We start from the raw sequence: 11,747 nt of genomic DNA, 5'->3' as shown, positions 1-11,747 counted from the left end.
TCAGCGCTTGGTCGAAGCGCGGTCCTCGAGCAGCGAGGCGGCCGCCTGCCGGCCCGAGAGGGCCGCCATCGGCACGCCCGGGCCCGGATGCGTACTGCCCCCCGCCAGATAGAGCCCCGGCACCTTGGTCCGCGCCCCCGGTCGCGAGAACGAGGCCATCCAGCCGTGCGAGGCCCGGCCGTACAGCGCCCCGCCGGTCGCCGGAAACAGCTGCTCGAACTGGTTTGGGGTCGTCACCCGGGTGTGCTCGGCCGTGGCCTGGATGCTCAGGCCGCAGTGTTCCATCAGGCCGAATGTGCTCTGCGCGCATTGCTCGATCTCTGCTTCGGTAAAGGAATGGGTGTCGCCGATCGCCGGGGCGTTGACCAGGAGCAGGAGGCGCTCAGCGGCCTCAGGCGATGGGCTCTCTTGGGCGTCGCGGTCCTGCGCGCAGACATAGACGGTCGGGGCGCGGGGCAGGCGTTTCTGGATGAAGATGTCGTCGAACTCGGCCGGGTAGTCGTTCGAGAAGAAGACCGAATGCCGACTTAGCGGGAAGCCGCCGGCCTGGGCGACGAGATTCCAGGTGATGGCCGAGAGCGAGCGCTCGGCCGCCGGCGTCGGTGGCACCGCTCGGCTGAGCGGCGTGCCGAACAGGCCGGCGGCGACGGCGTTGGTGTCGCTGTTGGTGATCACCGCATCCGCCGGAAGCTGCTCGCCATTGGCCAGCCTGACGCCGCTGACGCGCTCGCGCGCGAGCGTGATCTCGCTGACCTCGGCATGATAACGAACGCGCGCGCCGAGCCGTTCGGCCAGCCTGGCGAAGGCCTGTGCGAGCTGATGCATGCCGCCGTTGACCAGCCAAACCCCGTCTTGCTCGACATGGGCGACCAGCATCAGCGTCGCCGGCGCAGCGAACGGCGACGAGCCGCAATAGGTGGCATAACGACCAAAGAGCTGCTGCAGGCGCGGGTCGCGGAAATGCTGGCCGAGTGCCGACCACATGGTCGCGAACGGCTTGATGTTGATCAGCCCGCCGAGCCCGCCTGGGCCGACGCGCCGCACCAGCCCGACTGGGCTGGGTCGGGCGGCGCTGATGAAGGGCCCCTTGAGCGTCTCGTAGATCGCCTTGGCGTCCTCGCTGAAGGCCAGGAAGCGCTTGCGCTCGGCCGGCCCGGCGAAGGCGGCGACGGCGTCGGCCGAGCGCTCGAGGTCGGCGTAGAGATCGAAGCGCTCGGTCGGGCTCCAGGCGTGACGGGCCAAGACCTCGGCCTGCTCGAGCCCGACCTCGTTCTCCAGCGACGAGCCGGCAGCGGCGCAGATCGCCTCGAACACCCAGCGCATCGTGAAGACCGTGGGGCCGGCATCGATCCGGGCATCGCCAAGGGCGACCTCGCGCATCTTGCCGCCCGGGCTGCCGGCGCGTTCGAGCACCGTGACATCCATACCCTTTGCGGCGAGCTCGACCGCCGCCGCCAAACCGCCGATCCCGGCCCCTACGATAACGATACGATCCGTTCCCACGCTTTACCTCAGAGTCAATCGACTGTGTGCCCGATGCCAACGTCGCCGCCACTGTCGTCGCCGGCGCGCTCGCCGGCGCGCTCGCCAACGCGGTTGCCAACGCGGTTCAAGTTGATCTCCGTCGTTTGACGCTCCAGCGACGGCTGTCTATCGTACATGTCCCGCCTTGGCGACGGGCAGTGTCTGCCGTGACAGCCGGGCTGTGCTGGCCCCTGGGCCGATCATCGAACCGATAGAACAATAGGGGCGAATCAACGATGGATCCCTTACAGCGGATCGAGCAGGCCCTCGAGGCCGCCATCGAGAAGGGCATGGGCGATGACTCGCCCCCACTGCTGCGTCAGGCCGTGCGCCATGCGGTTTTGACGCCCGCCTCGCGCGTGCGCCCCCGCCTCTGCCTCGCGGTTGCGCTGGCGTGCGGCGATGATGTGCCGGCAGTCAGCGACGCGGCGGCCGCGTCGCTGGAGCTGTTGCACTGTGCCTCGCTGGTCCACGACGATCTGCCCTGCTTCGATGACGCCGCGATGCGCCGCGGCCAGCCGTCGGTGCATCGCGCCTACGGCGAGCGGCTCGCGGTGCTCGCCGGCGATGGGCTGATCGTGCTGGCGTTCGAGAATCTCGCCTGGCATACCCTGCGCCACCCCGAGCGCCTGGCTCCGCTGCTCATGATTGTGGGTCGGGCCGTCGGTCTCAAGGACGGCATCGTCGCCGGCCAGGCCTGGGAGTGCGAGAGCGAGGTGGATCTGAGCGAGTACCACCGCCAGAAGACGGCAGCACTGTTCGCGGCGGCGACCGAGGCCGGCGCAGCGGCGGCGGGCCGCAACCCGGCCGAGTGGCGCACCCTGGGCGCGAACCTGGGTGAGGCCTATCAGGTCGCCGATGATCTGCGCGATGTCGCCGGTGATGCGGGCGAGCTCGGCAAGCCGGTCGGCCAGGACGCCGCGCACGAGCGGCCAAGCGCGGTTGCTGCACTCGGCGTCGACGGCGCCGTGGCGCGGTTGGCTGAGCTGACACGTGAGGCGGTGGGCTCGATTCCGACCTGCCCCGGTGCGGAGAAACTGCAAGCGCTGGTGCTCGGAGAGATGCAGCGGCTGCTGCCGCCGACACTCGCCGATGAGTTCAGGCGCCGATTGTCTGCGGCCGGCGACAGCTGAGACCTGGGAATGGCGTTGGCTCTCGATTGGCGTGAATGGCGCAATCGCCTGATTGCGCGCCCCGGCTTTCAGCGCTGGGCGGCCGATTTCCCACTGACCCGCCCGGTCGCGCGACGGCGCGCCCAGTCGCTGTTCGATATCACGGCCGGCTTCGTCTATTCGCAGATCCTCTACGCGTGTGTCGAGCTCGACCTGTTCGCGCGTCTGGCGGATGGACCGCTTTCGTTGACTGAGCTGGCGCCGATGATGCGGATGACCGAGTCGCAGGCGGACCGGCTGCTGCGGGCCGCGGTCGCCTTGGATCTGTTGGAACGGCGCGGTCAGGATGCGGCCGGCCGTTCACGCTTCGGGCTCGGCAATCACGGTGCGGCGATGCTGGGCAATCCAGGGATCGCGGCGATGGTCAGGCACCATCGAATGCTCTATCGTGATCTCGAAGACCCGCTCGCGTTGCTGCGCGGGGAGCTGGCCGAGACCGAGCTTGGCCGATACTGGGCCTATGCCGGCTCGCAAGACCCAGCCAAAGCGGCTGATGAGTCGGTGTCCGAGTACAGCGAGCTGATGAGCGCCTCCAACGCGTTCGTCGCCGACGATCTGCTCGATGCCTACTCGCTGAAGCAGCACCGGCTGCTGATGGACGTCGGCGGCGGGCAGGGCACCTTTCTGCTCGCGGCCGCCGAGCGTTGGCCGCATCTGCGCATCCGTTTATTCGACTTGCCGGCGGTGGCGGCGCGCGCGCAACGCCGCTTCGAGGCGCTTGGCCTCGCGGACAGGGCGGAGGCGGTGGGGGGCGATCTGATGACGACCCCGCTGCCGCAGGGCGCCGATGTCTGCTCGCTCGTGCGAGTGGTGCACGATCACGACGATGAGCCGGCCCTTCAGATCCTGCGTGCTGTGCGCGCGGCGCTGCAGCCGGGCGGGACCCTGCTGCTCGCCGAGCCGATGGCCGAGACGCCCGGTGCCGAGCCGATCGGCGACGCCTACTTCGGCCTCTACCTCTGGGCGATGGGCAGCGGCCGGCCGCGGCCGCCGCGCGAACTGAAGGCGATGCTTCGAGAAGCGGGGTTCGGCCGCATTCGGCTGATCCGGACCCGGCGGCCGATGCAGGCGCGGCTGCTGGTTGCGACCGCGGCCTGATCATGGGCTGACCACCCGATCGGCCGCTCCTGGGGCTTGCTGGGAGAACGAGGTTGACCTTCACGATGAGGCGCCTCCGGGGATGAACCGGTTGGGCGAATGCCTCAGCGCTCGGCCGTTCTGCTGCGATGCCGCCCTTGCGCGTTAGATGGCGCGGTTGCTCCTGGAGATGTCGCGGCTGCTCTGTACCCGCCGTGGACGCTGAGCTTGAGGTGCCCCGCGCGGGTGGCGATGGCGAGTGGGCTCTGTTTGATTGCGATACATCAAGGATTCTGGATGCTGCCAACCTGTGTTGACACCTGATGTGTAAATTTGGCTTGACATCATTTTGCGTCAGGCTAGACTGACACTCACTGTTCTTTGAGCCGTTGGCGACTCAGGCCGACACCTCTCTCCGACCCCTTGGAGCAAGCTGATCCGTCCACAGAGCGTCTCGTGAATACCGTCTCCGACATGTCCACCTTTGCGGTCGTTCTCGACCAACCGCAGCAGCTCGCGGTTAAACGTCTGACGCTGGACGCTGCAACCGCGGCCGACTGTGTCGTCGAGATCCAGTACAGTGGCATCAGTACGGGCACCGAGCGTCTGCTCTGGACGGGGCGGATGCCGCCGTTTCCGGGGATGGGCTATCCACTGGTGCCGGGTTATGAGTCGGTGGGGCGTGTTATCGAGGCCGGCGTCGACAGCGGACGCAGCGAGGGCGAATTCGTATTCGTGCCCGGCGCGCGCTGCTATGGCGACGTAAACGGCCTCTTCGGCGGCGCCGCGTCCCGGGTTGTTGTGCCCGGTGCGCGGCTGCTGTCGATCCCCGATACCCTCGGCGAGCAGGGCGTGCTGATGGCGTTGGCCGCGACGGCGCATCATGCGATTGCCGGCGAGGGCAAGACCTGTCCCGATCTGATTGTCGGTCACGGCGTGCTCGGGCGTTTGCTGGCGCGGGTGACGCTGGCGCTGGGTTCGCCGCCGCCGGTGGTATGGGAGACCAATCCGCAGCGTGCCAGCGGCGCGGCAGGCTATCACGTCGCCGACCCGCAGAGCGATGACCGCGCAGACTACCGGGTGATCTGTGATGTCAGCGGCGATAACCTGTTACTCGATCGGCTGATTGCACGGCTGGCGCGCGGCGGTGAGATCGTGCTTGCAGGTTTCTACGAAGCACCGTTATCGTTCGAGTTTCCGCCGGCGTTCATGCGTGAGCTGCGCCTGCGTGTCGCTGCCGAGTTTCAGGAGGCCGATCTGACCGCGGTGCGCGAGCTGATCGGGTCCGGGCGTTTGTCGTTGGATGGCCTGATCACGCATCGTTATGATGCCGCCGAGGCCGCGTCCGCCTACGAGACGGCCTTTGACGACCCGGCCTGCCTCAAGATGGTTCTCGACTGGAGAGGAATGCATGGGTAACGCTTCAGCCACGTCCGCAGCCGTGCGTGTCGGTTTGCCCGAGCAGGCGACGGCGCCGGCGATCAAGCAGACCCAGGTCATCGCGATCTATGGCAAGGGCGGCATCGGTAAGAGCTTCACCCTCGCCAATCTCTCCTATATGCTGGCCCAGCAGGGCAAGAAGGTTCTGCTGATCGGCTGCGATCCGAAGAGCGATACGACGACGCTGCTGTTCGGCGGCAAGGCCTGCCCGACCATCATCGATACCTCGTCTAAGAAGAAGGCGGCCGGCGACCAGGTCGCGATCGGCGACGTCTGCTTCAAGCGCGATGGCGTCTTCGCGATGGAGCTCGGCGGTCCCGAGGTCGGGCGGGGCTGCGGCGGCCGCGGCATCATCCACGGATTCGAGATCCTCGAGGGACTCGGCTTCCACGAGTGGGACTTCGACTACGTGCTGCTGGATTTCCTCGGTGACGTCGTCTGCGGTGGCTTCGGGCTGCCGATCGCGCGCGACATGTGCCAGAAGGTCATCGTCGTCGGCTCCAACGATCTGCAGTCGCTCTATGTCGCGAATAACGTCTGCTCGGCGGTCGAGTACTTCCGCGGCCTAGGCGGGAATGTCGGTGTCGCCGGCATCGTCATCAACAAGGATGACGGGACCGGGGAGGCGCAGGCCTGGGCCAAGAAGGTGGGCATCCCGGTGCTCGCCTCGATCCCGGCCGACGAGGACATCCGGCGTAAGAGCGCGGCTTACCAGATCGTCGGCAAGCCCGGCGGGACCTGGGCGCCGTTGTTCGAGGAGCTTGGCGTGAATGCGGCGGAGGCACCTCCGTTGCGCTCGAATCCGCTCACTCAGGACGAGCTGCTAGGGCTGTTCGCGAGCGACGAGGTCGGGCGCAATGTCGTGCTCGAACCGGCGACGATCGAGGATATGTGCAGCGCAGCGGCCCTCGACAAGCCGTCGCTTGAAGTCGTCTACGACGATGCCTGAGCCATCGGTCCCGCGAGGCGCAGGGTCCGTGCGCGTTGCTTGCAAGCCGGCTGATCGGGTCGGTCAGGACGAGCTCATCGCGACTGTACGAGATTGCGGCCCGAGTCATGATGCGGACCCCTATCAGAATTGGCCCGCATCCGATCTCGAGAGACTAGCGTGCAAACAGATTCTTCTTCGGCCCCGATGAGCGATGACGCAGCGCTCAACAACGAGGGGCATGGCTGCCATGCAGGTGGCGATGAACTGCGTCGAGCCGCAGAGGCTGCGGGTAAGAGCGATGTCCTGCAGCGCTTGGCAACCGACTATCCTACCGGACCCCATGATCAGCCCCAAACGATGTGTCCGGCTTTTGGGTCGCTGCGTGTCGGTTTGCGCATGCGCCGCACCGCCTCCGTCCTCTGCGGCTCGGCCTGCTGTGTCTATGGGCTGAGCTTCACCTCGCATTTCTACGGGGCGCGGCGTAGCGTCGGCTATGTCCCGTTCGATTCGGAGACCTTGGTCACCGGAAAGCTGTTCGAAGACGTCCGCGAGGCCGTCTCGCAACTGGCGGTCCCGGATCAGTACGACGCCATCGTCGTGATGAACCTCTGCGTGCCGACCGCGTCCGGTGTGCCGTTGCGGCTGCTGCCGAAGACGCAGAACGGCGTGCGCGTCATCGGGATCGATGTGCCCGGTTTCGGCGTGCCGACCCATGCCGAGGCCAAGGATGTGCTCGCGAGTGCGATGCTCCGTTATGCGCGGGGCGAGGCCGAGCAGGGTCCGGTGCAAGCGCCACGCGGTGGACGGAGCGCGAAACCGACCGTGACGCTGCTTGGTGAGATGTTCCCGGCCGACCCTGTCGGTATCGGCGCGATGCTCGAGCCGCTTGGCTTAACGACTGGCCCGGTGGTGCCGACGCGCGAATGGCGCGAGCTCTATGCCGCACTCGACTGCGCGGCCGTGGCGGCGATCCATCCCTATTACACCGCCTCCATCCGCGAGTTCGAGCAGGCAGGACGGGCGGTGGTCGGCTCGGCGCCGGTCGGACATGACGGTACCGCGGCCTGGCTTGAGGCGATCGGTAACGCTTGCAACGTTGCGCCAGAGAAGATTGCTGAGGCCAAGAATGCCTTCCTTCCGGCCATCAGTGGTGCGCTGGCCCAATCGCCGATCAAGGGCACGATTACCGTCTCCGGTTATGAGGGCTCGGAGCTGCTCGTCGCGCGGCTGCTGATCGAGAGCGGCGCCGAGGTGCCTTATGTCGGCACCGCCGCGCCGCGCACGCGCTGGTCCGATGCCGACCGCGAATGGCTCGAGGCAAAAGGTGTCATGGTCCAGTTCCGCGCCGCGCTCGAGCAGGACAAGGCCGCGGTCGATGCGGTCAAGCCTGATCTTGCGATCGGCACCACGCCGGTCGTCCAGCATGCGAAGGAGCAGTCGATTCCGGCACTGTACTTCACCAATCTGATCTCGGCGCGGCCGCTGATGGGGCCGGCCGGCGCTGGCTCATTGGCGCAGGTGGTCAATGCAGCGATGGCGGGTCAGGCCCGTTTCGACAAGATGACGGCGTTCTTCGCCGGTGTTGGCGAGGGCGAGACCGCCGGGGTTTGGGATCGACAGCCGACGCCGCGGCCGGCGAAGCCCGCGCGCAAGGCCGGCGGTGCTGGGGGGAAGCGCTGATGCTGGTGCAGGACCTGGATCGCGCCGGCGGCTACTGGGGCTCGGTCTATGTGTTCACGGCGGTCAAAGGGCTGTCGGTGATCATCGACGGTCCGGTCGGCTGCGAGAACCTTCCAGTCACCGCGGTACTGCACTATACCGATGCGCTGCCGCCGCACGAGCTGCCGGTGGTGGTCACCGGACTCAGCGAGAAGGAGCTCGGCCAAGAGGGCACCGAGCACGCGATGCGCCGGGCCTTCTCGACCCTTGATCCGGAGCAGCCAGCGGTGGTCGTGACCGGCAGCATCGCCGAGATGATCGGTGGCGGTGTGACCCCGTCGGGCACGCCGATCCAGCGCTTCCTGCCGCGCACCATTGATGAGGATCAGTGGCAGAGCGCGGACCGGGCGATGGTCTGGCTCTGGGAGCGCTACGGTGCCGCAGCGGCGAAGAAGCGCGCCAAGCAGGCCCAGGGCAAGGACAAGGACAAGCCGGAGGCGGGCGGTGGCAGACCGCGCGTCAACCTCATCGGCCCGATCTACGGGATGTTCAACACCTGGTCGGACCTGGCCGAGGTGCGTCGGTTGATCGAGGGGATCGGGGCCGAGGTCAATCTGACCTTCCCGCTTGGAACCCACCTCGACGATGTGCTCCGCTTGGCCGAGGCCGAGGTCAACGTTTGCCTCTATCGCGAGTTCGGGCGCAAGCTCTGTGAAGCGCTCGAGAAGCCGTATCTGCAGGCGCCGATCGGCCTGCATAGCACCACCAATTTCCTGCGTGCGCTCGGCGAATTGCTGGGGCTCGATCCGGAGCCCTTCATCGAGCGCGAGAAGCATACGACGATCAAGCCGATCTGGGACCTCTGGCGCTCGGTCACACAGGACTTCTTCGGCACCGCGAGCTTCGGCATCGTCGCGACCGAGACCTATACGCGCGGCGTGCGCCATTTCCTCGAGGACGAGATGGGCTTGCCGTGCAACTTTGCGTTCCCGCGCCGTCCGGGCGCCAAGCCCGACAATGACGCGGTTCGGGAGGCGGTGCATGGGCATACACCGCTGATCCTGTTCGGCGGTTACAACGAGCGCATGTATCTAGCCGAGATCGGTGGCCGCGCCGGTTTCATCCCGGCGTCGCTGCCAGGCACGATCATCCGGCGCCACACCGGTACGCCATTCATGGGCTACTCCGGCGCGACCTATCTGATCCAGGAGGTCTGCAACGCACTGTTCGATGCGTTGTTCAATATCCTGCCGCTGGGCACCGACCTCGATCAGGTCGAGGCGACTCCGGCGCGTCAGCACCAAGAGCTGCCCTGGGATCATGATGCGCAGCGGCTGCTCGATGAGATCCTGGATGCGACACCGGTGCTGACCAGGATCTCGGCGGCCAAGCGGCTACGCGATGCAGCCGAGCGCGCTGCTCGGATCGCTGGCGAGGAACGGGTCACCGTCGCGACCCTGCGCGACACCAAGGAGCGGCTGGCGCGTGCCGGGGCCTGATTCGCGCGTTCAGGCCTTTCACTGCTCCCTGCTCACTGCTCCCTACTCACTGCTCCCTGCCTAACGTTCATCGCACGGCGCCACCCGGACGATGAATTCGGCGTGATTCAGGGTAACCGCCTCGGCGTCTCGCCGGCCGCGCGGTCCGATGCGCTACTGCTGGAACCTCTCCAAACGGCCCGAATCGGCCGCGGCCGGCGCTGGTCGCATCACGGCCGGTCGTGGATCACTGCTGAGCTGACCCGCCGCGGGCCGATGGCGCAGCACTGATCAGCTTGGCGCACCCCTGCGCTGATCACCCGCCGTGCGGCGCCCTCAGCCGCGCTCTGGAGGCCGACCCCTTGGGCTCAAGGCAATCGGTGTGGGCCAAGGGGCCAGCCCGATCCTGACCGCTCTAGGTTCCGTTCTGCCCGCCTGGCGCGACTCGGTGACGGTGTTTGCGGTTCCGCATGCCGTCCGTGCCGTCTCTCCTGTCTGCGGTGCGTCAATCCGACCGTCGACTGCCAACCTGTGTTGACAGTTCGGGTGTAAATTAGCCTTGACATATGGCTTGGTCAGGCTAGACTGACACTTACTTCACAGACGTCTTCCGCAACCGCGTCGAAGCCGTCCCCGTAAGCCGATGAGCCCGTACTAGCGCATCCAAAGCCGTGCAAACCGCTCCCGAGATATCCACCTGTGCCGCTGCCTGCGATCCGCTGCCGCCGCTGACGGGCGGCGCTGCAACTGGCGGTCGCGGGAATCGCGGCGTTGGTGGCCTGGGCGCGCACGGCGGGCCTCAGCAGTGGGGACCGATGCGAGGGCAAAGCGGGCGAGAAGGGTCTGCTCAGCACCGGCGAGCCGCGATTCGCTGGGATGGTGCTGAGAGAGATCAGCATGCTGGTTTTTGCGTAGGGGGTGCCTTGATGCGCCCCTTGCGCTCCTTTGATTTTGGCTTACACGCGCTTGGGTGCCGCCCGGGCTGTGTTTGCCGATCAGGTATCTGCGACCTGCGGATGCCTGTAAGCGCTGAGGCGAATAAGGCCCGGCGTTTCCTGGTGACGCATACGTCATGCGCCAATGGCCGAACGGCCTAGTTAGCTGAACCGGAGGGTAACCCCATGGCAGACAATAAGAGCTTGACCGGATTGACGGAAGAAGAGGCCCAAGAGTTTCACGGCATCTTTACTTCCAGCATGACCGCGTTCTTTGGCGTTGTCATTTTCGCGCACGTGTTGGCCTGGTTGTGGCGTCCTTGGCTGTAATCCAGCCTGACCACGCACTGATCCCTGCCTTTTGATCGAATACTGGAGAAATGAATCATGAACGAAAAGCTCTACAAGATCTGGTTGCTGATCCAGCCCACGACCGCGCTGACCGCCCTGGGCGTCTTTCTGATCATCCTGGGTCTGGCGATCCACATGATCCTGCTCAGCACCGATGATTTTAATTGGCTCGAAGACGGCCTCCCGGCCGTTGAAGGTGTGCAGACTGCTCAGGTCGCCCCACAGCAGATGTAACAGGGCCTATCGGATGACGGCAGTGCGGATGCCCGCATGGCACCGCCTGCCGCCGATCTTGCTACGAGGAGGGCGCTTCTGCGCGTGCCTCCCCAGCAGAGGAAATCTTCAATGGCCATGCTGAGTTTCGAGAGAAAATACCGCGTACGCGGCGGTACCTTGCTCGGGGGGGATCTGTTCGACTTTTGGGTGGGGCCGTTCTACGTCGGCTTCTTCGGAGTCTCGACAATCTTCTTCGCCACGCTTGGTACCCTGTTGATCATCTGGGGCGCGGCCATGGGCCCAACCTGGGACCCATGGGCGATCAATATCGCCCCGCCGGACTTGAGCTATGGGCTCAATATGGCACCGCTGACCGAAGGCGGGCTGTGGCAGTTCATTACCATCTGTGCAATCGGTGCCTTTGTCTCCTGGGCATTACGGCAGGTTGAGATCGCGCGCAAGCTGGGAATGGGCCTCCATGTTCCGTTCGCCTTCGGCTTTGCGATCCTCGCCTATGTCACCTTGGTCGTGATCCGGCCGATTCTGATGGGCGGATGGGGTCATGGTTTCCCATACGGCATCTTCAGTCACTTGGACTGGGTGTCGAACGTGGGCTACCAGTACCTGCATTTCCATTACAACCCGGCGCACATGCTAGCGATCACGTTCTTCTTCACCAATGCGCTGGCGCTTGCGTTGCACGGTTCGCTGATCCTGTCGATGACGAACCCGCAAAAGGGTGAGCCGGTGAAGACGGGTGAGCACGAGAACACCTTCTTCCGTGACTTTATCGGGTATTCCATCGGTGCTCTCGGTATCCACCGTCTGGGTCTGTTCCTCGCGATCAACGCCGCCTTCTGGAGTGCGGTCTGCATCGTGCTGAGCGGTCCGTTCTGGACGCGTGGCTGGCCAGAGTGGTGGAACTGGTGGCTCGAATTGCCGTTCTGGTCATAAGAGGACACCA

Annotated in this window: 11 protein-coding genes; 9 read left to right on the top strand and 2 right to left on the bottom strand. The window is 65.8% G+C overall.

What is annotated here, in order from left to right; all coding sequences use genetic code 11:
- Both crtD and CKO40_RS23925 read right to left on the bottom strand, forming a co-directional pair.
- Window positions 1-1,503 (bottom strand): 1-hydroxycarotenoid 3,4-desaturase CrtD, encoded by a 1,503-nt coding sequence (gene crtD / locus CKO40_RS04450; protein WP_200344989.1) that lies wholly within the window; start codon window positions 1,501-1,503, stop codon window positions 1-3.
- A 14-nt stretch (window positions 1,504-1,517) separates the two neighbouring features.
- Window positions 1,518-1,661 carry a hypothetical protein gene (locus tag CKO40_RS23925; RefSeq protein ID WP_207173398.1) on the bottom strand — a complete coding sequence of 48 codons (144 nt, stop codon included), beginning with the start codon at window positions 1,659-1,661 and terminating at the stop codon, window positions 1,518-1,520.
- A gap of 99 nt (window positions 1,662-1,760) precedes the next feature.
- On the opposite strand from CKO40_RS23925, the gene CKO40_RS04445 reads away from it, so the two are divergent.
- The 9 genes from CKO40_RS04445 to pufL all read left to right on the top strand — a co-directional run bounded on the left by CKO40_RS04445 (window position 1,761) and on the right by pufL (window position 11,737).
- The gene (locus CKO40_RS04445) at window positions 1,761-2,657 is read left to right on the top strand and encodes a polyprenyl synthetase family protein (RefSeq protein ID WP_200344988.1); all 897 of its coding nucleotides are present in this window, start codon (window positions 1,761-1,763) and stop codon (window positions 2,655-2,657) included.
- A gap of 9 nt (window positions 2,658-2,666) precedes the next feature.
- The gene (locus CKO40_RS04440; protein WP_200344987.1) at window positions 2,667-3,794 is read left to right on the top strand and encodes a methyltransferase; all 1,128 of its coding nucleotides are present in this window, start codon (window positions 2,667-2,669) and stop codon (window positions 3,792-3,794) included.
- A gap of 453 nt (window positions 3,795-4,247) precedes the next feature.
- On the top strand, window positions 4,248-5,192 hold the full coding sequence (gene bchC / locus CKO40_RS04435) for a chlorophyll synthesis pathway protein BchC (RefSeq protein ID WP_200345090.1): 945 nt from the start codon (window positions 4,248-4,250) through the stop codon (window positions 5,190-5,192).
- Entirely contained in the window at window positions 5,185-6,162 is a 978-nt protein-coding gene (locus CKO40_RS04430; RefSeq protein ID WP_200344986.1) for a chlorophyllide a reductase iron protein subunit X, read from the top strand. The genes bchC and CKO40_RS04430 overlap by 8 nt, the downstream gene beginning before the upstream one ends.
- A gap of 186 nt (window positions 6,163-6,348) precedes the next feature.
- Window positions 6,349-7,824, top strand: a complete 1,476-nt coding sequence (gene bchY, locus CKO40_RS04425; protein ID WP_200344985.1) for a chlorophyllide a reductase subunit Y — start codon at window positions 6,349-6,351, stop codon at window positions 7,822-7,824.
- Window positions 7,824-9,302: a chlorophyllide a reductase subunit Z gene (gene bchZ, locus CKO40_RS04420; protein ID WP_200344984.1), complete on the top strand. Its 1,479-nt coding sequence runs from the start codon at window positions 7,824-7,826 to the stop codon at window positions 9,300-9,302. Before bchY ends, bchZ begins: the two co-directional genes overlap by 1 nt.
- Before the next feature lie 1,100 nt (window positions 9,303-10,402).
- Window positions 10,403-10,546, top strand: a complete 144-nt coding sequence (gene pufB / locus CKO40_RS04415; protein ID WP_200344979.1) for a light-harvesting antenna LH1, beta subunit — start codon at window positions 10,403-10,405, stop codon at window positions 10,544-10,546.
- 57 nt (window positions 10,547-10,603) lie between these two features.
- On the top strand, window positions 10,604-10,801 hold the full coding sequence (gene pufA / locus CKO40_RS04410) for a light-harvesting antenna LH1, alpha subunit (RefSeq protein ID WP_200344983.1): 198 nt from the start codon (window positions 10,604-10,606) through the stop codon (window positions 10,799-10,801).
- Between the two features lie 111 nt (window positions 10,802-10,912).
- A complete protein-coding gene (gene pufL, locus CKO40_RS04405) occupies window positions 10,913-11,737 on the top strand; it encodes a photosynthetic reaction center subunit L (protein ID WP_200344982.1) in 825 nt (274 codons plus the stop codon).
- Window positions 11,738-11,747 lie beyond the last annotated feature (10 nt).

This window comes from Halochromatium glycolicum, from assembly GCF_016584085.1.
Lineage (GTDB): Bacteria > Pseudomonadota > Gammaproteobacteria > Chromatiales > Chromatiaceae > Lamprobacter > Lamprobacter glycolicus.
Note: the sequence above shows the minus strand (reverse complement) of the source record. Positions and strands in the feature narration are given on the sequence as shown.

Bases quoted from the DNA above. Each gene is read 5' to 3' on its own strand.
- CKO40_RS23925 (WP_207173398.1), bottom strand. From the start codon at position 1,661: ATGTACGATAGACAGCCGTCGCTGGAGCGTCAAACGACGGAGATCAAC.
- pufL (WP_200344982.1), top strand. From the start codon at position 10,913: ATGGCCATGCTGAGTTTCGAGAGAAAATACCGCGTACGCGGCGGTACC.
- pufA (WP_200344983.1), top strand. From the start codon at position 10,604: ATGAACGAAAAGCTCTACAAGATCTGGTTGCTGATCCAGCCCACGACC.
- bchC (WP_200345090.1), top strand. From the start codon at position 4,248: ATGTCCACCTTTGCGGTCGTTCTCGACCAACCGCAGCAGCTCGCGGTT.
- CKO40_RS04430 (WP_200344986.1), top strand. From the start codon at position 5,185: ATGGGTAACGCTTCAGCCACGTCCGCAGCCGTGCGTGTCGGTTTGCCC.
- bchY (WP_200344985.1), top strand. From the start codon at position 6,349: ATGAGCGATGACGCAGCGCTCAACAACGAGGGGCATGGCTGCCATGCA.
- CKO40_RS04440 (WP_200344987.1), top strand. From the start codon at position 2,667: ATGGCGTTGGCTCTCGATTGGCGTGAATGGCGCAATCGCCTGATTGCG.
- pufB (WP_200344979.1), top strand. From the start codon at position 10,403: ATGGCAGACAATAAGAGCTTGACCGGATTGACGGAAGAAGAGGCCCAA.
- CKO40_RS04445 (WP_200344988.1), top strand. From the start codon at position 1,761: ATGGATCCCTTACAGCGGATCGAGCAGGCCCTCGAGGCCGCCATCGAG.
- bchZ (WP_200344984.1), top strand. From the start codon at position 7,824: ATGCTGGTGCAGGACCTGGATCGCGCCGGCGGCTACTGGGGCTCGGTC.